The organism is Flavobacterium aquiphilum, assembly GCF_027111335.1.
Lineage (GTDB): Bacteria > Bacteroidota > Bacteroidia > Flavobacteriales > Flavobacteriaceae > Flavobacterium > Flavobacterium aquiphilum.
Genome location: NZ_CP114288.1, coordinates 3,607,015 through 3,630,260, shown reverse-complemented (window position 1 = coordinate 3,630,260; position 23,246 = coordinate 3,607,015). Strand labels below are relative to the sequence as shown.

General features: G+C 35.0%; 14 protein-coding genes. 8 read left to right on the top strand and 6 right to left on the bottom strand.

Features of this window, described 5'->3' with window-relative positions:
- Positions 1–283: 283 nt before the first annotated feature.
- The gene (locus OZP12_RS14695; protein ID WP_281225783.1) at positions 284–1,375 is read left to right on the top strand and encodes a DNA cytosine methyltransferase; all 1,092 of its coding nucleotides are present in this window, start codon (positions 284–286) and stop codon (positions 1,373–1,375) included.
- Positions 1,375–2,346 (top strand): HaeIII family restriction endonuclease, encoded by a 972-nt coding sequence (locus tag OZP12_RS14690; RefSeq protein WP_281225782.1) that lies wholly within the window; start codon positions 1,375–1,377, stop codon positions 2,344–2,346. Before OZP12_RS14695 ends, OZP12_RS14690 begins: the two co-directional genes overlap by 1 nt.
- 371 nt (positions 2,347–2,717) lie before the next feature.
- On the opposite strand, the gene thrC is transcribed toward OZP12_RS14690, so the two are convergent.
- From thrC to thrA, 3 genes are all read right to left on the bottom strand, one after another.
- Positions 2,718–4,010 (bottom strand): threonine synthase, encoded by a 1,293-nt coding sequence (thrC, locus tag OZP12_RS14685; RefSeq protein ID WP_281225781.1) that lies wholly within the window; start codon positions 4,008–4,010, stop codon positions 2,718–2,720.
- Between the two features lie 90 nt (positions 4,011–4,100).
- Complete coding sequence (locus OZP12_RS14680) at positions 4,101–5,021, bottom strand: homoserine kinase (protein WP_281225780.1); 921 nt, start codon at positions 5,019–5,021, stop codon at positions 4,101–4,103.
- Between the two features lie 64 nt (positions 5,022–5,085).
- Positions 5,086–7,533 (bottom strand): bifunctional aspartate kinase/homoserine dehydrogenase I, encoded by a 2,448-nt coding sequence (gene thrA, locus OZP12_RS14675; RefSeq protein ID WP_281225779.1) that lies wholly within the window; start codon positions 7,531–7,533, stop codon positions 5,086–5,088.
- Positions 7,534–8,417: 884 nt separating this feature from the next.
- On the opposite strand from thrA, the gene hutH reads away from it, so the two are divergent.
- Genes hutH through OZP12_RS14660 form a run of 3 tightly spaced genes read left to right on the top strand, consistent with a single transcriptional unit; the run spans position 8,418 to position 12,003 of the window.
- Complete coding sequence (hutH, locus tag OZP12_RS14670) at positions 8,418–9,932, top strand: histidine ammonia-lyase (RefSeq protein ID WP_281225778.1); 1,515 nt, start codon at positions 8,418–8,420, stop codon at positions 9,930–9,932.
- A gap of 50 nt (positions 9,933–9,982) precedes the next feature.
- The gene (locus OZP12_RS14665) at positions 9,983–10,627 is read left to right on the top strand and encodes a DUF47 domain-containing protein (RefSeq protein ID WP_281225777.1); all 645 of its coding nucleotides are present in this window, start codon (positions 9,983–9,985) and stop codon (positions 10,625–10,627) included.
- 29 nt (positions 10,628–10,656) lie between these two features.
- Entirely contained in the window at positions 10,657–12,003 is a 1,347-nt protein-coding gene (locus OZP12_RS14660) for an inorganic phosphate transporter (protein ID WP_281225776.1), read from the top strand.
- 544 nt (positions 12,004–12,547) lie between these two features.
- Here OZP12_RS14660 and OZP12_RS14655 read toward each other — a convergent pair.
- The 3 genes from OZP12_RS14655 to OZP12_RS14645 form a co-directional block, all read right to left on the bottom strand.
- Entirely contained in the window at positions 12,548–13,063 is a 516-nt protein-coding gene (locus OZP12_RS14655) for a DUF421 domain-containing protein (protein WP_281225775.1), read from the bottom strand.
- 71 nt (positions 13,064–13,134) lie between these two features.
- Positions 13,135–14,505: a 30S ribosomal protein S6--L-glutamate ligase gene (gene rimK, locus OZP12_RS14650; RefSeq protein ID WP_281225774.1), complete on the bottom strand. Its 1,371-nt coding sequence runs from the start codon at positions 14,503–14,505 to the stop codon at positions 13,135–13,137.
- A gap of 127 nt (positions 14,506–14,632) precedes the next feature.
- Complete coding sequence (locus OZP12_RS14645; RefSeq protein ID WP_281225773.1) at positions 14,633–17,200, bottom strand: ATP-dependent Clp protease ATP-binding subunit; 2,568 nt, start codon at positions 17,198–17,200, stop codon at positions 14,633–14,635.
- Positions 17,201–17,457: 257 nt separating this feature from the next.
- Here OZP12_RS14645 and gyrA point away from each other — a divergent pair, with 257 nt between their 5' ends.
- The 3 genes from gyrA to OZP12_RS14630 all read left to right on the top strand — a co-directional run bounded on the left by gyrA (position 17,458) and on the right by OZP12_RS14630 (position 23,196).
- Positions 17,458–20,112 carry a DNA gyrase subunit A gene (gene gyrA, locus OZP12_RS14640; protein ID WP_281225772.1) on the top strand — a complete coding sequence of 885 codons (2,655 nt, stop codon included), beginning with the start codon at positions 17,458–17,460 and terminating at the stop codon, positions 20,110–20,112.
- A 100-nt stretch (positions 20,113–20,212) separates the two neighbouring features.
- Positions 20,213–21,481 (top strand): tetratricopeptide repeat protein, encoded by a 1,269-nt coding sequence (locus OZP12_RS14635; protein WP_281225771.1) that lies wholly within the window; start codon positions 20,213–20,215, stop codon positions 21,479–21,481.
- A 650-nt stretch (positions 21,482–22,131) separates the two neighbouring features.
- The gene (locus OZP12_RS14630) at positions 22,132–23,196 is read left to right on the top strand and encodes a tetratricopeptide repeat protein (RefSeq protein WP_281225770.1); all 1,065 of its coding nucleotides are present in this window, start codon (positions 22,132–22,134) and stop codon (positions 23,194–23,196) included.
- Positions 23,197–23,246: the final 50 nt, after the last annotated feature.

Sequence of the window (23,246 nt, the reverse complement as noted above, 5' to 3'; positions counted from 1 at the left end):
TTTCTGCGCTAACTTGGGTTACATATCAAGAATGTTCGGGTAAAAAGTCGGGAGAGTTTTAAGAGATTTAGAATTTATAAGAGCATAAAAAAAATGCGCAAAGTCAGAGACATTTGCGCAGCAGTGTAGTTTTTTAAGGGAACACTTTGGAGAGCGGGTGAGCGTGGGTAGCAAGTGTTAGGTACAGACCATTTTCATTCGGATGGTCAATTTTGTAAATCTATGCCAACCAATGTTCAGTAAAAATTGTAAGTTTGTATTTTAACTATAATGTTTCAATTCTATGAAAGTAGTGTCATTTTTTGCAGGAGCTGGAGGGCTTGATTTAGGCTTTGAAAAGGCTGGTTTTGACGTCATATGGGCAAATGAATATGACAAAGAGATTTGGGCTACGTATGAAAAAAATCATAAAAAAACGATTTTAGATAGGAGAAGCATTGTTGATATTCCTTCAAGTGAAGTTCCTGATTGTGATGGTATAATTGGTGGTCCACCTTGTCAAAGCTGGTCGGAAGCAGGTTCAAAACGAGGAATTGCCGATAAACGAGGTCAGCTATTTTATGAATTTATGAGAATTTTGGCGGATAAAAAACCAAAGTTTTTCTTAGCTGAAAATGTATCAGGAATGTTATTGCCTGCGCATAAAGAGGCTTTAGCAAATATAAAGCAGATGTTTACCGATATTGGTTATGATTTGACCTTTCAATTATTGAATGTTTCTGATTATGGCGTTCCGCAAGATAGAAAACGTGTTTTTTTTATCGGATATAGAAAGGATTTAGGAATGAAATTTACTTTTCCAAGACCAACGACGCTTGAAAATAAAATCACACTTGAAAAAGCAATTGGAGATTTAAAAGATAGTGTATTACCTGCAAAAGAAGGAAACTATACTAATGGAAGTGATTGCAAAGTATTGAATCACGAATATATGATTGGTGGTTTCTCTTCAATGTTTATGTCAAGAAATAGAGTTCGTTCTTGGGACGAAGTCTCTTTTACAATTCAAGCTGGTGGTCGTCACGCTCCGATACACCCGCAAGCACCAAAGATGAATTTTATTGAACAAAATATTAGAGAATTTGTAAAAGGGAAGGAGTATTTGTACCGAAGGTTAAGCGTTCGTGAATGTGCAAGAATCCAAACTTTTCCTGATACTTTTTCTTTTGAATATAATAGTGTTGTAGCTGGTTATAAAATGATTGGAAATGCTGTTCCTGTGAGAATGGGGAAGGTTTTAGCTCAAAAAATATATTCTGATTTAGAACAGATAAAACTTATGAAAAATGCTACATCGAAAAGCATTATAACCGAAGTAAATGGAAATATTGTACTTGAGAAAATGAACGAAATAATTAAAAGTATATCTGCATAATGGCAAAAATACCAACTCAAACAATCAATGGCAAAGTATTTGAATATGCTCTGTTAAATGAATTTTTAGAACGTTTGAAAGTTTTAACTTCTGTTACAGTTATCGAAAATGAACCATTTAAAACAGCTCTTAAATGTTTTATGAGTTTTGATGAAAAAGAACAAAGTCATTATAGATTAAATGCAAGTTTTGCTGTTAATTTCCTTCTTGATATAGAGCCTCGTTTGGCAAATGGAATTAATGAAAATGATATTTTGCAACTTGAAATAGTTGCAGATAAAGCTGGTCAAACAGGAGATGTTCGTGATGTATTAGCAATTAGGGCATTGCAAAAATGGGAGATTGGAATTTCAGCAAAAAATAATCATAGAGCAGTTAAACATTCACGTTTGTCAAATGATATTGATTTTGGTCAAAAATGGTTAGGATTTCCTTGCTCTGTCGATTATTTTGAAGAAATAAAACCTGTTTTTAGTAATTTGGCTAAGTTAAGGACAGCAAGTAAAGCGACACAAAAATGGGATACTTTGGGAGATTATCATACTTCTGTTTATGTTCCTGTTTTAGATGCTTTTAAAACAGAATTATTGAGATTGGACAGAGAAAACCCCAAAACTGTTGCAGAAAGACTTGTTGAGTATTTAATTGGTAATCAAGATTTTTATAAAGTTATAAAAGGAAAAAATAAAGTAGAAATACAAGCCTACAATTTACACGGTACACTGAATTTACCTTTTGAAAATATTAAGCCAAAAGCAAAAGTTCAAAGATTAAAATTACCTAATAGATTGATTGAAGTTGTTTATCAAGATAATTCTCAAACAACACTTTTAGTAACTTTAAATGAAGGTTGGCAAATTTCTTTTCGTATTCATAATGCAAGTTCTCGAATTGAGCCATCATTAAAATTCGATATTAATTTAGTTTCTGCACCACATTCTCTTTTTTCAAATCAATTATTTATTGGTTAGATTTCGTGATGTCGTTCGGCTCGGTAGCTTGTACCTAAACTTGTCTATACTCGCTACAAACTTTTGCATATAAATCTAAATTGGTTAAATTAACGAAAGTTTATTATGTGTTTTTCTTTCCAAATATATACTTTTTCTTGCAAAATTTTAAAATTTCCTATCGAATTATTATTCCATTTAAATTGTGGGAAAGGATAGCTTAAAATAATGTTTCTGAAAAAAAAACTAATGCAGTCGTAGCCCTGATGGTAGCGGCATCCTGTGTGCCCGGGGTTCGGGCACACAGATACAGCGGACAGCAGGAATAGCTCAAAAAAAAAAACGACTGCAATAAATGGCAGTCGTTTTGTATATGATGATATAATTATGGGTTATCCCAAGAAAGCTTTCAACTCCTCGTAAGTTTTAATTTTCACACTTACTTTTTCTTTGTTCATTACGCTTTCAATTTGTTTTGGAAGCGGTAAAGTTACGTCCAAAGCAGGTTCTACTACGTCTAAGAACTTGATAGGATGTGCTGTTTCCAAGAAAACACCAATGGCGTTTGGTTTGTTTGCCAATTCTTTTTTCAATCCTAAATAGCCAACAGCTCCGTGTGGTTCTGCGATATATTTTCTATCGTCATTATAAATATGCTTCATCGCTGTTAAAGTTTCAGCATCGGTGAAAGTATAGGAAGTGAAATCTTTTTCGAATCGCGCCAAATCATTGTTGTACATTTCTTGGATACGGACAAAGTTGCTTGGATTTCCTACGTCCATAGCGTTTGAAATCGTCGCGATAGATGGTTTTGGATCGTAAATTCCGTTTACAAGGAATCTAGGAACGGTATCATTTACATTGGTAGAAGCCACAAAATGATCGATAGGTAAACCTAGTTTTTTGGCAATGATACCGGCGCAAATATTTCCGAAGTTGCCGCTTGGGCAAGAGAAAACCAATGGTTTGTTTTGACTCTTCAATGCTTTGTAAGCAAAGAAAAAGTAAAACATTTGTGGTAACCAACGCGCAATATTGATAGAATTCGCCGAAGTCAGGTTTTTATGCGCTAAAGTTTCATCAAGAAACGCTTTTTTCACCATATCCTGACAATCGTCAAAAACACCATCTACTTCAAGTGCCTTAATATTTTGTCCCAAAGTGGTCAACTGTCTTTCCTGAATGTCGCTCACTTTTCCGGAAGGGTAAAGGATTACCACATCAACGCCGTTTACGCCAAGAAAACCGCTCGCAACAGCTCCTCCTGTATCTCCGGAAGTTGCCACAAGAACCGTGTTTTTAGCATCTTTTTTGTCTTTGTTGAAATAACCCAAACAACGGGACATAAAACGCGCTCCTACGTCTTTGAAAGCCATTGTTGGCCCGTGAAATAATTCAAGGGAATAGATTCCGTTTTCAACTTCCACAACAGGGAAATCAAAGCATAAAGTTTCGGCTATGATTTGTTTTAAAGTTTCTGTCGGGATTTCGTCTCCCACGAATTGTTTAATAGCTTCAAAAGCGATTTCTTCGTGCGATAAACTCTCAATTGAATCAAAAAAACTTGGTGCTAATGGTGTAATGCTCTCAGGGAAATACAATCCTTTGTCGGCTGCTAGTCCTTGTATTACTGCTTCCTGAAAAGAAACGTTTGGGGCATTATGGTTTAAACTGTAATATTTCATTGTGATTTTTGATTGAAGATTAACGATTTTAGATTTATGATTTTTAACGTAACGGTTAAATCAAAAATCTAAAATCGTTAATCTGAATTCTTAAATAATAGAGATTCCTTCGTCATTCACTTTCGAAACGTGAATTTCATAAGGCAGATTCATTTCTTCGTAAACGGCACTCATGGCTTTGGCAATTTTATCGGCGTTTTCTTTTCCTTTGCTTAAAGCGAAAATCGAAGGACCTGAACCCGAAATTCCTGAACCCAAAGCTCCGTTTTCATAAGCGGTTTGCTTGATTAAATCAAATCCCGGAATCAGCATGCTGCGGATAGGTTCGATGATTTCGTCATGCAGGGAACGCCCGATTAATTCGTAATCCTGAGTGTAAAGACCGGCTACCAATCCGCCTACATTTCCCCATTGGGTAATGGCGCTTTTCAGCGAAACGGTTTGTTTCAATACCGAACGGGCATCAGATGTTTTCAACTCAATTTGCGGATGAACCACTGTTGCATACAATTCAGACGGGCTGTCAATTTTGATAATATCCAAAGGATTTGAACTTCGAACCAAGGTGAAACCTCCCAAAAGGGCAGGGGCAACGTTATCGGCATGGGCGTTTCCGCTGGCTAATTTCTCACCTTGCATTGCAAATTTTACCAATTCTTTTCTAGTGAAAGGTCTTCCCAACAATTCGTTGATTCCAAAAACAGCTCCCGCAGAACTCGCCGCGCTGCTTCCAATTCCGCTTCCGGCTTTGATGTGTTTGTAGATTTCGATTTCAAAACCAAATTCGGTTTCCACTTCCTCCAACATCGCCAAAGCGGCAACACCAGAAACATTGTTTTCGGTTTCCATTGGTAAATCGGCACCGACTATTTTGGTAATGCGAACTCCTTTTTCCTTAGACTTGCGAACAATCATTTCATCGCCTTGAGTGGCCAAACAAAGTCCAAGTACGTCAAAACCACACGAAAGATTCGCGATTGTGGCAGGGCAAAATATTTTTATTTCGTTCATTTGTTTTTTTGTTTGATTACGCATTGTAGGGACACACTGCAGTGTATCTCTACGGTTAATTGCGTTATATATTCCCTATTCTAATTACATCGGCAAAAATACCGGATGCAGTAACAGCCGCACCGGCACCGGCACCTTTTATCAATAATGGTTGATCAACATAACGATCAGTATAGAATAAAACGATATTGTCTTTTCCTTCCAAATTGTAAAACGGATGGTCTTTTGGGATGAATTGTAAACCCACGCTTGCTTTTCCATCTTCAAATTGAGCCACAAATTTTAGTCGGCTATCTTTTTGTTTCGCTTCCGCTAAAATAGATTCAAAGTGTTTTGAATGTTCGATTAATGAAGCGAAAAAAGCTTCGTTATTAGTCGTTTCCATACATGCTGCGGGAAGGAAAGATTCATTTTGAATTTCTTCAATTTCCATTTTGTACCCACTTTCACGAATCAAAATAAGTATCTTTCTGGCTACGTCAATACCACTCAAATCAATCTTTGGATCTGGCTCTGTAAATCCTTGAACGCCAGCTTCTTTTACTACGTCATGAAAACTGTAAGTTTCACTGAAGTTGTTGAAGATAAAGTTTAAACTACCTGACAAAACGGCTTGAATTTTGTGTACTTTATCACCGGAAGCAATTAAGTTTTTAACGGTATCAATGATTGGTAATCCGGCTCCAACGTTTGTTTCAAAAAGGAAAGGAGCGTTGAATTGACGCGATAAACTTTTTAGGTTTTTGTAATTATCGTAGGCAGATGAACAAGCAATTTTGTTACAAGTTACAACGGCAACGTTTTGTTTTAAATATTGATCATAAGTTTTAGAAACTTCGGCATTGGCAGTAATATCCACAAAAATACTGTTACGTAAGTTGAGTTCTTTTACCTTAGCGATAAATTGTTCCATATTGGCAGTTTCCCCTTTTTCCAAAAGCGATTGCCATTCTTTCAGAGACATTCCGTCTTCGTCAAAATACATTTTTCTGGAATTGGAAATACCAATAACTCTAAGATTTATTTTTAAATTCTCTTTTAAGAATTTCTTTTGTTGGTGAATTTGCTCAATGAATTTCTCTCCTACATTTCCAACTCCCATTACAAACAAGTTTAACTGTTTGATGTTTTCTTCAAAGAAGTTTTCGTGCAAAGAGTTCAGTGCTTTTTTAACGTCTCTTTCATTGATGACAACCGAAATGTTTCGCTCTGAAGCACCTTGGGCAATTGCTCTGATGTTGACATTGTTTTTTCCTAAAGTGCTAAACATTCTACCGCTTAAACCTTGATGGTTTTTCATGTTTTCACCAACCAAAGCGATGATGCAAAGACCTTGTTCAACAATACATGGATCAATTTTGTTTTGGGCAATTTCTATTTGGAAAGCTTTATTTATGGCGGCCTCAGCAGTTTCGGCATCCGAGTTTTGGATACCAATACATATAGAATGCTCCGATGAAGCTTGAGTAATAAAAATTACGTTGATACCTTCATGCGATAAAACTTCGAATAAACGCTTTGAGGATCCTGCAACTCCAATCATTCCGGAGCCTTCAAGAGTAATCAAAGTAATATTGTCAATATGGCTAATTCCTTTTACAGGATTGATATGTTTTGAAACATTATTGGAAATCAAAGTTCCTTCGGCTTGTGGTTCAAAAGTATTCTTGATTAAAATCGGAATATTTTTTCTTAAAACCGGCTGAATAGTTGGTGGATACAATACTTTGGCTCCAAAATGCGACAATTCCATTGCTTCTTGGTATGAAATTGTAGCGATTGGTTGTGCTTGTTTTACGATTTTAGGGTTGGCAGTGAACATTCCGTTTACATCTGTCCAAATTTCCAAATCAGTAGCATTCAAAGCTCCGGCAATAATTGCTGCAGTATAATCAGAACCGCCACGACCAAGAGTTGTGATAATTCCATCTTCGGAAGTTGCAATGAAACCAGGCATTACAACCACTTGATTTTCATTTGAAGCAAAAAAATCAGCAATCAATTTATTTGAAAGGTCGAAGTTTACAGCTGCTTTTCCAAAATGATTGTTGGTTTTGATCAATTCGCGGCTGTCTTTGTAACTGCTGTTTTTTAGTTTTTGTTTTAAAGCTTCGGCAATTATATAGGAGGACAATAATTCACCAAAACTTAAAATTGTATCCAAAGTTCTTGCTGAAAGTTCACCCAATAAGAAACAACCGTCAAGCAAAGTTTCTAAATGATTAATGATGCGTTTGATATGGCTCAACAAACCACTTTGCTCACTTACAGGAATAAGTTGCTTAAGTGCTTCTAAATGTTTTTTCTCTATTTCGGTAACAATATCTTTGAAGCTTTCGTCATTGGAAGCGGCTTTTGAGGCTGCCAATTGCAATAAATCGGTTACTTTGCTTAAAGCGGATACTACAACAACAAGTTTTTCGTCTTGTGCTTTATTTATAACTATATCTAAAACTAATTTTATGTTTTCTGCATTGGCCACCGAAGTTCCGCCAAACTTTAATACTTTCATGATATTTTTATATTTGTTTTAGAGTGATTTAACACCACTATTTTTGTATGATTATCAATGTTTTAAATCGTAACGATTTTGTTTTGTATTCTGTTTTTTTATAAAAATGCAAAAGGCTTCTATGCACCCATGACTTTCCTTCTTTATAAAAAAGATAGAATAAAATTGGACTATATGTAAAAAAGAATACCCCTACGGGGTAGTAGTTGTAGTAGATGTAGTTGTAACAGCAAGCGCAACCCAAATTTTGGTTGTCAAAGAAGAGTGATATGTACTGTTAAAAGCTTTCATTTTTGATTTTTCAAAAGTACAGTTTTTTATGAAAAAACAAAGCTTTATCGTTCGTTTTTGCGAATAGTTCAATAATTAAAAATCAATTTTGAGTCAAATTTAAAATTGCGTAATTTATTTCTTTGTTTTTTGAGATTATCTTTGTTTTCAATATGAATTTTAAGTTTCTTTTAATGTTGAATCTAGGTTAAAGCAATATGGTTTTTTGTTTAAAAATAGCTATTTGTGCTTTTGATCTTATAAAAGCAGAAACTTTTTAAAGAGGTTGTGAAGGGCAAAAAATAATTGGAGAATTTTATCGATCTGAAATAAAGTTTAAAACTATGCACTTTATTGCATTCGGTTTTAGTTTCTAAAAAAAACATTCATTTGCCGCAGATTCACAGATTTTAAAATCATTCTAATCTGTGAATCTGTGGCAATTTTATGAATTTTTCGAAATCCAATCTTGCAGACTTTTAGTTTGGCAAGCCAGAACTATGGACTTTTAGTCAATAGTGGTTTGTTTTTTCGAGCTAATTTTTAATTATTGTTAAAAAAAATTGGTTTTTAATGTTGATTTGTGGAATTTTGAACACTTAAAATCAGCCAAAATGGAGAATGTACATTATATAAGCACAGATTTGCTTTCTTTTGAAACTTTACAAGAGATCATTTCTTATAATAAATCGATTGCTCTTTCAGAGAATGCAAAAGCCAATATTATCAATTGCAGAAAATATTTGGATGCAAAAATGGCTTCACATCCGGAACCCATTTACGGAATCAATACAGGTTTTGGATCGTTATGTAATGTTAAGATTTCTAATGAAAATTTGTCCAAACTTCAGGAAAACCTTGTGAAATCGCATGCTTGCGGAACAGGGGAGGAAGTGCCAAGCGAAATTGTTAAATTGATGTTGTTGCTGAAAATTCAATCTTTAAGTTACGGACATTCGGGAGTGCAATTGCAAACGGTGGAGCGATTATTGGACTTTTACAATAATGATATACTGCCGGTTGTTTACACGCAAGGTTCACTTGGAGCTTCAGGAGATTTGGCTCCTTTGGCACATTTGTCATTACCGTTATTAGGAGAAGGTGAAGTTTGGTTTGAAGGTAGAAAAGTGCATTCGACAGAAGTTTTAATGTATTTTGGTTGGGAGCCAATTGTGTTACAATCCAAAGAAGGCTTGGCTTTGTTGAACGGGACTCAATTTATGAGTGCTTATGGTGCTCATATTTTAATGAAGGCAAATAAGTTTTCGTTTTTAGCCGATTTGATTGGAACAATTTCGTTGGAAGGTTTTGATGGTAGGATAGAACCTTTTAATGAGTTGATACATTATATACGACCTCATAATGGTCAGATTGCAACTGCAAAAAGAGTAAAAGGATTTTTGGGCGGAAGTGAAATTATTGAACAGTCAAAAACTCATGTACAAGACCCGTATTCGTTCCGCTGTATTCCACAAGTGCATGGAGCGTCAAAAGATGCCCTAGATTATGTGAAGAAAGTTTTTAAAACAGAGATTAATTCGGTAACCGATAATCCTAATATATTTATCGAAAGCGATCAGATTATTTCAGGCGGAAATTTTCATGGACAGCCTTTGGCTTTGGCTTTGGATTTTATGGCGATTGCTTTGGCTGAATTGGGAAGTATTTCTGAGCGCAGAACCTATCAATTGATTTCGGGATTGCGTAATCTTCCCGCTTTCTTGGTTGATAATCCGGGATTGAACTCCGGATTTATGATTCCGCAATATACCGCTGCAAGTATTGCAAGCCAAAATAAGCAATTGGCAACTCCTTCAAGCGTGGATAGCATTGTTTCTAGTAATGGCCAGGAAGATCATGTGAGCATGGGAGCCAATGGAGCAACCAAATGTTTGCATATTATGGATAATTTGGAGCGCATTTTGGCTATCGAATTGATGAACGCGTCACAAGCGATTGAATATCGAAGACCTTTACAATCAAGTGATTTTATTGAAATGTTTCTAAAATCTTACAGAGAGGAAGTTCCTTTGGTGAAAGAAGACAGAATTCTTCATTATGACATAGAAAAAACTGTGATTTTCTTAAACAGTTTTCAGGTCGATGAAGATTTGTTAACATTGGCTTAACATTAGCTTTAAATAATGCCGTAATTTTGCACTACTAAAAACAAAAACAAATGTCATTAAATAGTATTTTTCAATTTTTGGTTCCAAAGGACAAAAAATTCTTTCCACTTTTCGAAGAGGCGTCAAGTAATCTAATCGAATTGGCTTCAAATTTACACGAAGCGGTTAATCTTCCTTTGAAGGAAAGAGAAGCTTTGTTTCATAAAATAGATGAATTGGAGCAAAGAGGGGAAGACATTACACGTCAAACCAATTTGGAATTAAGCAGAAATTTTATCACTCCTTTTGATAGAGAAGATATACACTCTTTGGTTACTTCTATTGATTATGTTGCGGATTATTTGCATGGTGCTGCTTCGAGAATGCGTTTGTACCAAGTGGATAAAATCACAAAATCAATTCGTAAAATGACCGAAATCAACCTTGAAGCCTGTCAAAATATTGCTATTGCAGTGAAAGAATTGAAGGATTTGAGCAATATGAAAACCATAACCAACGCTTGTGCCAAAATTAATAAGTTGGAAAATAAATCGGATATGGTATATAATAAAGCCGTTTTCGAAATTTTCGAAAACGAAACCGATGCCAAGAATATCATTAAATATAAAGAAGTATTGTCAGTTTTAGAATCTGCAACTGATAAATGTAAGAGTGTTGCCAGTGTTTTAGAATCTATTACGGTAAAACATTCTTAATCTAACGCTATTCATTTGAAGATATTGATATGACTTTACTCATAATTATTATAGTTTTAGCATTAATTTTTGATTACATCAATGGTTTTCATGATGCGGCCAATGCTATTGCTACAGTTGTTGCTACCAAGGTGTTATCACCATTTCAGGCGGTAATTTGGGCAGCTTTTTTCAACTTCCTGGCGTATTGGGTTTTTGGTTTGGGTGTTGCCAATACCGTTGCCAAAACCGCCGATACAAGCGAAATTACCCTAGTCGTGATTCTTGCGGGAGTTATAGCGGCAATAATTTGGAATTTATTTACTTGGTGGCAGGGAATTCCTTCCAGTTCTTCACATACTTTGATCGGAGGATTTGCAGGTGCTGCTATTGCTCACGCGATTGCTTTACACGGATTTTCGGATTATGCAGTAGTTCAGGACGGAGCGCAGGTTACTAAACATTGGTACGAGGTAGTGTCTTGGTATAAGGCAGGAAAGGATGGAGGAATGCCTTCCGGGGTAGTAATAATAATTGCCTTTATTGTGCTTGCCCCTTTATTGGGAGCTTTGATTTCGTATTTCATTTCCATTTGGTTGCTGTACTCTTCTAAGAAAAGTATATATCCTAAGTTGTTCTCTATTGCATTAATGATAGCGTCAATTTGGTTTATTTATGGTGAAATGGTACCGTTTGATAAAATCGAAAAACCACGTTTTGAATCGCATTTTTGGAGTATTGTATTTGAATCGCATAATATAAAATGGTTTTTGGTGGCATTTATTATACTGTCTATCTCAACTTTTACACTAGTATTCAGTAGTTTAAATTTGAATAGGGCTGATGCTGTTTTAAGAAGAATGCAATTACTTTCATCAGCTGCATTTAGTTTGGGTCATGGAGGTAATGATTCACAAAAAGTAATGGGAATTATTGCAGCGGCAGTTGCTGTTTATATAAAGACTAGCGGTATCGATATTATTAGTTTGCCAGAATGGCTGCAGGTAGTGTTGCCAGACGATGACAAAGGAATAAAAGGAGTAATGCCAGAATGGATTCCATTAGGATGTTATACCGTAATTGCTTTGGGAACATTGAGTGGCGGTTGGAAAATTGTAAAAACAATGGGTTCCAAAATTACCAAAGTTACCTCTTTTGAAGGTGTTGCGGCTGAGACTGCAGGTGCTTTGACACTTTATTTTACAGAGCATTTTAAAGTTCCTGTAAGTACGACACACACTATTACGGGATCCATTATCGGAGTTGGATTAACTAAAAGGGTTTCTGCCGTTCGATGGGGAGTAACTATCAGTTTACTTTGGGCATGGGTGTTAACTATTCCTGTTTCGGCTTTATTGGCTGCGATAGTGTACTATTTCCTGAGAGTATTTATTTAATCAAAATATATTTATTCATAAAAAAACCATTCAATTCGAATGGTTTTTTTGTGCTTTAAAGCGAAGTGATATGTTTTTTTAGGAGCAGAAATTTTGTGCTAGTAACAACAGTAGTCCCGCTTTCCATTTTAATCTCTTGTTCCTCTCGTCTTTTGGGACGAGACGGAACAAGAGGATTTCCATTACAATCGGGGCTAGTTTACGGGTTTAGTGCTTTTATGGGCTTTCACATAGAGAGTGAATAAAAATAAACCGCTGTGGACTGAAACTCTATAGTTTTGGCTTGGCTGACTAAAAGTCTGCAAGGTTGCATTCCGAAAAATTTATGAAAATGCCACAGATTCACAGATTTTAAAATCATTTTAATCTGTGAATCTGTGGCAAAAGAATATTTTTAGAAACTAAAAGCGAATACTCTAACGTGGGTAGTTTTAAACTTAATTCGAAACCAACAAAGCGAAGGTTTTTGATTCGTTTAGCTTTTTAAAAGATCTCATAGGACTTAATATGGTTTGAAAAAATTGCGTATTTGCGGTAATAAGTACTAAATTCCCTGAGTTAGATTCTTGCGGTTTTTTCTTCTTTTGTAATGGGTTTGTTTTAAATTGCTTTCGCCTGAGATGATGCTTATGTTTCCGTCAATTTCCAGCATGGCGAGTTTTACATCCTTAAAATATTCAACGCCATGTTCTCTCATCGCTTCTTTCAATTCATCCGAAGTGATGTCTAATTTGCTTAGGTTTTTGAAATCTAAATTTCCGTTATGAATTAGGATTTCGGGCTTTTCAAGCATGAAATCGCTGAATTTTTTATAGCGATATGTTAATTTCTTTAGAATAAAATTAATTGCAAAAAGTATAGTCGCTGCCGCTAAACCTCCCCAAAGTGTTGTGTCGTTACCTACCATCGCATTTTGAACGGAGTTGCTTATCAGTAAAATCAAAATGACATCGGCAGTGTTAAGTTGCGATAGTTCTTTTTTTCCAAAAATACGCAATGCAACCACCATGAATAAATACACAGCGGTACTACGGATAATGATGTCTAAGTAGGGATTCATTTATTTTAGGTTTTTTAGACTTTTGGATTTTGTAATTTGCCCTTTGCCTTTTGTTCTTTGCCTTTTGTATTTTATTTTATCTTAAAGTTCTTTTCAATGGCTTTGATCATTTCTCTAGCGATGTCTTTATTCGTAGCACCTTCGATTCCTTCAAGCCCGGGCGATGAATTTACTTCAAGCAATAAAGGCCCTTTTGCGGAGCGAATAATATCCACACCGGCAACTTTTAAATCCATTGCTTTTGCAGCTTTTATGGCAATTTTTTTTTCCTCTGCTGTAACTTTAATCACTGAAGCTGTTCCTCCCAAATGTATATTGGCTCTAAATTCACCCGGCATGGCTTCTCTTTGAATAGCGGCGACCACTTTGCCATCAATCACAAAACAACGAATATCTTTTCCGTTGGCTTCTTTGATGAATTCTTGAACCAAAATATTAGCATTTAGGCTTTTGAAAGCGTTGATAACACTTTCTGCGGCTTTTTTGGTTTCGGCCAATACAACTCCTTTTCCTTGGGTTCCTTCCAATAATTTTACGATAAGTGGTGGTCCGCCAACCATTTTTATCAGATCATCGGTATCTAAAGGGGAGTTGGCAAATCCTGTCGTTGGAATGTCAACACCATGATTAAGTAGTAATTGTAAAGAAAATAGTTTGTCTCTCGATTGTGTGATTGCAGTCGAAGAGTTTAGACAAAATACTTTTAAAGCTTCAAATTGACGAGTTAGGGCACAGCCGTAAAAGGTGATGCTTGGCCTGATTCTAGGGATAATGGCGTCAAACTGATTTAATATTTTTCCGCCGCGATAATGAATTTCAGGCTTTTTGGCGTCAAGTTTCATGTAGCATTCCTTGATGTTCAAAAAGTGCATTTCATGGCCTCGCATTTCTCCGGCTTCCATGATTCTTTTGTTGCTGTATAATTCAGGATTGCTAGCCAAAAGCCCAATTCTTAAACCAGATGTTGCTTTTTCCGAGTTTTTATATAATTCGGTTAGACTTTCAGCACTTGGTTGTCCTAAAAGGTATTTTTGTGACGGATCAACCAAAATTCTTCCGCTCATGGCTTCGCGTCCCAAAAGCATTCTGAAACCCATAGAGTCACGATTGGTCAAGGTCATTTCAATAGGCCATTTGGCATCGCCAATTGCAATTAAGGTTTGGATTACATAGCGATGTTCCCTAAATCCGCTAGAGCTTTTCACGATTCTTTTATCAACCATTGGAGCTTCACAATGAATGACTGTTTTGATATTGTTTTGAATAGGATTGATGTCAAACTTTACCCAATTGGTGTCATTCTTAATAAATGGCGCAATATTGATGGCGTGCAAAGCTGATGTTTTTGCACCGGAATCGACACGGGCTTTAATTGTGGGAATTCCTAATTCAGGGAAAGAGCACCATTCTTCACTCCCGAGTATGAGTTTGTTTTGAAGCATAATTAATTTTGTATAAGTACCAAAAGTAGATATTTGTTTTTAAAAAATACAATAATATCCTATAAAGAATAAACCCGTTATGTTATTAAAACGTAACGGGTTTGTTAAGTGAACTTTTTATTTTAAATTATTGATTTGTAGGTTCTTCTGTTTGGTTTCTCGGTTCTTCCGCTTTATGGATGCTTACGGTCAATTCTTGAGCACCGTCTTCTATGTCCATAAAGATTTCGTCACCGGATGCAATTTTTGAAGTAATGATTTCTTCAGCCAAGGCATCTTCTACATATTTCTGAATTGCTCTTTTTAATGGTCTTGCGCCAAATTGCTTATCGAAACCTTTATCGGCGATAAATGCTTTGGCTTTATCAGAAAGTTTTAACTGATAGCCAAGTTCACTAATGCGCTCGTATAGTTTTTTCAACTCGATTTCGATAATTAAATTGATATCGTCTTTTTCCAAAGTATTGAATACAATCACATCATCAATTCGGTTCAAAAATTCAGGAGCAAAAGTTTTTTTCAAAGCATTTTCAATAATGCTCTTAGAATTATCGTCGGCTTGTGCTATTTTAGCGGCAGTGCCAAATCCAACTCCTTGTCCGAAATCTTTCAACTGACGAGCTCCAACATTCGAAGTCATAATGATAATCGTGTTTTTAAAATCGATTCTGCGTCCTAAACTGTCAGTCAGGAATCCATCATCAAGCACTTGAAGCATCATGTTGAAAACATCGGGGTGTGCTTTTTCGATTTCGTCAAGCAACACGACACAATATGGTTTTCTGCGAACTTTTTCAGTTAATTGACCACCTTCTTCGTAACCAACGTATCCCGGAGGCGCTCCAACCAATCTTGAAATTGCAAATTTCTCCATGTATTCGCTCATGTCGATTCGAACCAATGCATCCTCAGAATCAAATAATTCTTTGGCTAGAACTTTGGCTAATTGTGTTTTACCAACACCTGTTTGACCTAAGAAAATAAACGAACCAATTGGTTTGTTCGGATCTTTCAATCCGGCACGGTTTCTTTGGATGGAACGGGCGATTTTTAAAACCGCTTCGTTTTGTCCAATTACTTTGTTTTGGATAAGCTCAGGTAATTTGGCAAGTTTGTTGCTTTCTGTTTGGGCAATACGATTTACCGGAATTCCGGTCATCATAGATACAACATCCGCAACATTTTCTTCGGTAACCAAAATTCTGTTGGTTTTAGAATCTTCTTCCCATTGCTCTTGAGCTATGGCCAAATCTTTTTCTATCTTTTTCTCGTCATCTCGAAGTTTGGCTGCTTCTTCATATTTTTGTTTCTTAACAACCAAATTTTTCAACTCACGCACTTCTTCCAATTGTCTTTCCAAATCCAATATTTGTTTTGGAACATCAATATTGGTAATGTGAACACGTGATCCGGCTTCGTCCAACGCATCGATGGCTTTGTCCGGTAAAAATCTTTCGGACATGTATCGGTTCGTTAATTTAACACAGGCTTCAATAGCTTCCGGCGTGTAAATTACATTGTGATGGTCTTCATATTTGTTTTTGATATTGTTCAAAATTGCAATTGTTTCTTCAACAGAAGTTGGTTCAACAATCACTTTTTGAAAACGTCTTTCAAGTGCACCGTCTTTTTCAATGTATTGACGGTACTCATCTAATGTTGTAGCACCGATACATTGAATTTCTCCTCTTGACAATGCAGGTTTAAACATATTGGAAGCGTCAAGCGAGCCAGTTGCTCCGCCAGCGCCTACAATTGTGTGGATCTCGTCGATGAAGAGAATGATGTCGTCATTTTTTTCCAATTCATTCATTACGGCTTTCATTCTTTCTTCGAATTGCCCTCTGTATTTCGTGCCGGCGACAAGGCTTGCTAAATCAAGGGTTACAACGCGTTTGTTGAATAAGATACGGGAAACTTTCTTTTGAATGATTCGCAAAGCAAGACCTTCGGCAATAGCAGATTTACCTACACCAGGTTCTCCTATTAATAAAGGATTGTTTTTTTTGCGACGGCTCAAAATTTGAGAAACACGTTCTATTTCTTTTTCACGTCCCACTACAGGGTCTAATTTTCCTTCTTCGGCCATTTCGGTCAAATCTCGACCAAAATTGTCCAAAACAGGGGTTTTAGATTTTTTATTTGATTTGTTGGCAGGATTATTGAAATTGCTTTCTTTTAAACTGTCATCTTGTCCTGAATCGTCATTGTATGATTCGTTTTTTGGCAAGTTTTCCATGAAATCTTCTTCGTTTGGAGTCATATTGATGTATTGTTCTTTAGCTATATCATAATCGATTTTCATCTTATTTAATAGCTTGGTTGTAGGATCATTTTCGTTTCTCAAGATACACAACAGTAAGTGTGCAGTGCTGATTGAAGAACTTTGGAAAACTTTGGCTTCTAAAAAAGTTGTCTTTAAAGCTCGTTCTGCTTGGCGCGTCAGATGTAAATTTTTCTTTTCTACACTGACATCAACGCTAGGACTGGCGGGGCTTAGGATTTCAACTTTCCGTCTCAGATGGTCAAGATCTATAGACAGGTTGTTAAGGATGTGAATCGCTTTACCATTTCCATCCCTTAGAATGCCAAGCATCAAATGTTCAGTACCTATAAAGTCATGTCCAAGGCGCAGCGCCTCTTCCTTGCTATAAGTAATAACGTCTTTTACTCTAGGTGAAAAATTATCATCCATGATAGTTAGGTGTTGTTATTGTAAATTTAGTGAATATGATAATCAAAAGCAAAAATCATACCTTTTAAAAGTGTTAGTGCTAATTGACAAAAAAAAAGGCGAATTTAGAGTTAAAGTCTCTTTAATTTATTAACCAATTGACAATAAAAATTTGTTAATAAATCGAGAAAAAATCTGTTGGTTTATGAGTGAAAACATATTGAGAAAACTTATATTAGCGGGATTTTTTAAAACAAAATAATTTTAATTGAAATAATATGTCTGAAGGAGAAAAGTTGATTCCTATTAACATTGAAGATGAAATGAAATCTGCTTACATCGACTATTCGATGTCTGTAATTGTTTCGAGAGCGCTTCCTGATGTGAGAGATGGTTTGAAACCTGTGCATCGAAGAGTCCTTTATGGGATGAATGAATTAGGAGTTTTTTCAAATAAAGCCCATAAAAAATCGGCGAGAATTGTTGGGGAAGTATTAGGAAAGTATCACCCGCACGGTGATACCTCTGTTTATGACGCGATGGTTCGTATGGCCCAAGAGTGGAGTATGCGTTATTTGTTGATTGACGGACAGGGTAACTTTGGTTCTGTTGATGGTGATAGCCCAGCGGCAATGCGTTATACTGAGGCAAGAATGCAAAAGATTTCGGAAGAAATCATGTCAGACATAGAAAAAGAAACAGTTGATTTTCAATTGAACTTTGACGATACTTTGTATGAGCCAAAAGTAATGCCTACAAGAGTTCCTACTTTGTTAGTTAACGGAGCAACAGGAATTGCGGTTGGTATGGCGACTAATATGCCTCCACATAATTTGACTGAAGTTATCAATGGGACATTGGCTTATATTGAAAATAATGACATTGAAGTTGATGAATTAATGCATCATATAAAAGCACCGGATTTTCCAACTGGGGGTGTAATATATGGTTATGAAGGGGTTCGTGAAGCTTTTAAAACGGGTAGAGGGCGAATTGTAATGCGTGCCAAAGTTGGTTTTGAAGAAGTGGATGGAAGAGAATCTATCATTGTTACTGAAATACCATATCAAGTGAATAAAGCGGATATGATTAAACGTACCGCTGATTTGGTTAACGAAAAGAAAATAGAGGGTATTGCTAACATTCGTGACGAATCGGATCGTAATGGTATGCGTATCGTTTATATTTTGAAAAGGGATGCAACGCCAAATGTAGTTTTGAATACTTTGTATAAATATACTCAGTTGCAATCTTCTTTCAGTGTGAATAATATTGCATTGGTGAATGGGCGTCCGCAAATGTTGAATCTGAAAGATTTGATTCATTATTTTGTTGAACACCGTCACGATGTTGTAGTTCGTAGAACGAAATTTGAATTGCGTAAGGCAGAAGAAAGAGCGCATATTTTAGAAGGTTTGATTATAGCTTCGGATAATATAGATGAAGTAATTGCATTAATCAGAGGATCCAAAAATACAGATGAGGCTAGAGAAAAATTAATTGCAAGATTTAATTTATCAGAAATTCAAGCGCGTGCTATTGTCGAAATGCGTTTGCGTCAGTTAACTGGTCTTGAACAAGATAAATTAAGAGCTGAGTTCGAGGAATTGATGAAATTAATCGAGCACTTGAAAGCATTATTGGCAGATGTTAATTTGAGAACTGCATTGATAAAAGAGGAATTAGAAGAAATTCGTGAAAAGTATGGTGATGCCCGTCGTTCCCAGATTGAATATTCCGGAGGAGATGTTAGTATCGAAGATTTGATTGCTGATGAGAATGTGGTTATCACAATTTCTCATGCTGGTTATATCAAACGTACAAACCTATCAGAATACAAAACACAAAATAGAGGAGGAGTTGGTCAAAAAAGTGCAGGTACAAGAGATCAGGATTTCTTGGAGCACATGTATGTGGCGACTAATCATCAATATATGATGTTCTTTACCCAAAAAGGAAAATGTTTCTGGATGCGTGTTTATGAAATTCCGGAAGGAAGTAAAACAGCGAAAGGTAGAGCAATTCAAAACTTGATTAATATTGAAAGTGACGATAAAGTAAAAGCATTTATCTGTACACAGGATTTGAAAGATAAAGAATATATCGAAACCCATAATCTTGTGATGGTGACCAAACAAGGTCAGGTTAAGAAAACTTCTTTGGAGAAATATTCTAAACCTAGAGTTAATGGAGTTGCTGCAATTACAATCAAAGAAGGTGATGAGTTGTTGGAAGCTCAATTGACTAACGGTGAGAGTCAAATTATTTTGGCTGTTAAATCAGGTAAATTAGTTCGTTTTGAAGAAACCAAGACACGTCCGATGGGAAGAACGGCTTCGGGTGTTCGTGGAATCACTTTAAAAGATGATACTGATGAAGTTATCGGAATGGTAACTGTTGATAAAAATGATATTAACGATTCTCAAATTTTGGTTGTAACTGAAAATGGATACGGTAAACGTACCAAATTAGTTGATGACGACGGTGTAGATGTTTACAGAATTACAAATCGTGGAGGAAAAGGAGTTAAGACTCTTAATATCACTGAGAAAACTGGTAAGCTGATTTCGATAAACGCAGTGACAGATTCAGATGATTTGATGATTATCAATAAATCTGGATTAACTATCAGGATGGCTATCGAGGATTTACGTGTAATGGGGCGTGCCACACAAGGTGTCAGATTGATTAATTTGAAAGGAAAAGATTCTATCGCGGCCGTTACAAAGGTAATGAAAGATGAGGCTGAAGAAGTTGTGGTTGATGAAGATGGAAATGTTATCGAATCTGCCGGAATTGAGAGGGTGAAGCCTGTCATGGAAGTCCTTGAGGATGAAGTAGGAACTGAAGATGATGATGAGGATGAAGATGAAGAGCCAGATGATGACGATTCGGATGAAAATAGCGATGAGGATTCAGATGATGAGAAATAGTATTGAATAATTTAAAAACGTATATTCTTTATGACAATAATCATAAATGATATACGTTTTTCTTATTATTTTTGAAGTATAAAAAATTAAAACCAAAATTATGAAAAGTAGATATGTAGTAATGGCGTCAGCCTTATTTTTATCAGTAGCAGGTTTTGCTCAAAAAAATGAAATAAAGGCAGCTGAGAAAGCACTAAAATCGGGAAGTGCAGCTGAAGCTATAACAATTTTAACAGGAGCAGAGTCTTTGTCTGCAAGTGCTCCAGATGCTGAGAGAGCACAATTTTTATTCGTAAAAGGGAATGCTTATTTGGATTTGGCAAATAAAAATGTAGAAGCTGATAAGAATTTAAGTCTTGCTGCTCAAGCTTATCAACAATTATTAGAGGTTGAAAAAACTTCTGGAAAACAAAAATATTCAGTTCAGGCGGCAACTTCTATCACTGACATAAAAAATAAATTGATCAATGCTGCAATTGAGGATACAAAAAAAGAGAAAAATGCTGAAGGAGCTAAAAAGTTGTATGAGGCATATATGTTAGAGAAAAAAGATACTATCAATCTTTATTATGCAGCATCAACTTATGTAAATGCTAAAGATTATGATACAGCCCTTAAGCTTTACGAAGAATTAAAAAAACTGAACTATTCAGGAAAAGCTACTTATTACTATGCTATTAATAAAGTAAGTGGTCAAAATGATTTTTTCAATAATGTAGCAGACAGAGATCGTTTGGTTAAAATGGGTACTCATGAAAAACCAACAATGGAAAAAGTGCCATCTAAAAGAGGAGAGATTTACAAAAATATTGCTTTGATTTATGTTCAACAAGGAAAATCGGATGAGGCAAAAAAAGCCGTTTCTGATGCAAGAAAAGCAAATCCAGATGATACTTCGTTAATATTGTCAGAAGCAAATTTATATCTTGAATCAAAAGATATGGAAACTTACAAAAAGTTGATTGCTGAAGCATTAGAAAAAAATCCAAACGATGTTGATTTGATTTTTAACTTAGGTGTGGTTAGTGCAAATGCTAAAAACTATGCTGAAGCTGAGAAGTTCTATAAAAGAGTTATGGAGTTAGATCCAAAATATATTAATGCTTATATTAATTTCGCTGCAATGAAGTTGGAAGATGAAAAAGTTATCATTGATGAAATGAATAAGCTTGGTACTTCTACTTCAGATATGAAAAAGTATGATGTTTTGAAAAAGAAACGTGAAGATCTATTTAAAAGTATAATTCCTTATTTGCAAAAAGCTGTTGAATTAGATCCTAAAAATACTGACGTGACAAAAACATTATTAAATGTTTATAGTGCACTTGAAATGACTGCTGAATATAAAGCTTTGAAAGCGAAAATGTAGTTAGAATAAATAAAAATGATTTGAAAGCCTGCTCGATTTTTGAGCAGGCTTTTTTTATTGCAATGCGCGAAGGAGTTTATAAGTTGTATTATTGAATTAAAATTATAATTGTATATTATTTAGAATTGTAAAAAAATATAGTTATTGAGTTGAATGAATCATAAAAATACATAAAACAAAATAAGGTTTATGCTTTTATGAAATTGTTATCTTTTTATTAAATTTTTTCAATATTTTATTTGTGCAATAAAAAAATAATTCTATTTTTAGGAAAAAATAAGAGCTATGAAATCGATGTAGTTAATATAAAGCTGTTGTAAGTTAAGTAATGTTAATTATGTTTTGAATTCAATTTGTAGTTTTTAAAGATCTAATTAATGAGATAAATGTTTAACCTAATAAAAAAGATAAATATGCCAAAAAACTACTTCTTCTAAATGTTTTTTAAGAAATAATTTTTAGAGTAAATTTAGTTTTGTGTCTCTGAAAATTAATTTTTTAAATTACTTTTTTTTCCTAATATTTTTATTTTCTTTTTGTTTTTGAATTGTTTGTTGGTTTTCTAGATTTTGGAATACCGAAAATGATTTTTGAACTAAATTTTATATAAAAAAAATTACCCCTAAATACTAACCACTAAATTTAACCGAATGAAAAGAAAATTTGTAATGCTATCAATAGTGTTATTGATAAATGCTGGTGTGTTTGCACAAAAGGACCAGATAAAAGGCGCCCAATCACTTTATGATAGCGGAAAATCTCAAGATGCTTTGGGTATTTTGAAAAAAATTGAATATCTGATTTATAATTCAACTGACGACGAGAAGTCTGACTTCTACTTTTTGAAAGGTAATGTTTTGAAAGATTTGGCATCAAAAAAAGTTGATGTTGATGCTAACCTTTCTGCAGCATTAGAGGCTTATCAGGAATTGATTAAGGCCGAAAACGAGGTTGGAAAATTTAAATACACTTTGCAGGCTAATGTAGCATTGAGAGATTTGAAATCAAAGTTAATCAATGGAGCAATCGACGATTTTAAAGCTGGTAAATTTAAGGAAAGTGCTGAAAAAAGTAGTAAAGCTTATGTATTCGATAAAAAGGATACTGTTAATCTGTTTAATGCAGCTTCTTCATCGTTGATGGCAAAAGATTATGATGCAGCTATTAAATATTATGAAGAGTTAAAGAAAATTAATTATTCAGGTAAAGGCATTACTTATTATGCTGTAAATAAAAAGACAAAAGCAGAGGAAAGCTTTGCATCTCCAAGTGTTAGGGAAGCAAGTATTACTGCTGGACTTCATGAAAAGCCAAGAGATGAGTTTATGCCTTCTAAAAAGTTAGAAATTAATAAAAACCTGGCTTATCTTTATCTTGAGAAAAATGATTTAGTAAAAGCTGAAATTTGTTATAATAAAGTTTTGGAAATGGATCCAAATTACATTGATGGCTATATTAATTTATCATACATCAAAATGCAATCGAAAAAAGCTTTGATGGATCAAATGGCCGCTTTGGGTACTACTCCAAAAGAAATGGAGCTTTACGATAAGCTGAAAGTAAAAAAAGATGATTTGATAAAAAGTGCTATACCTTATCTTAAAAAAGCATTAGTTATTGATCCAAAAAACCAAGAGGTTATGAAATCGCTTTTGGGAGTTTATAGATCTTTGGATATGACGAATGAATATAACACTTTGAAAGCAAGTATGTAATAAATGTATTTTTTATAATAATTTTAAACCCAGATTTTTAATGAAAATCT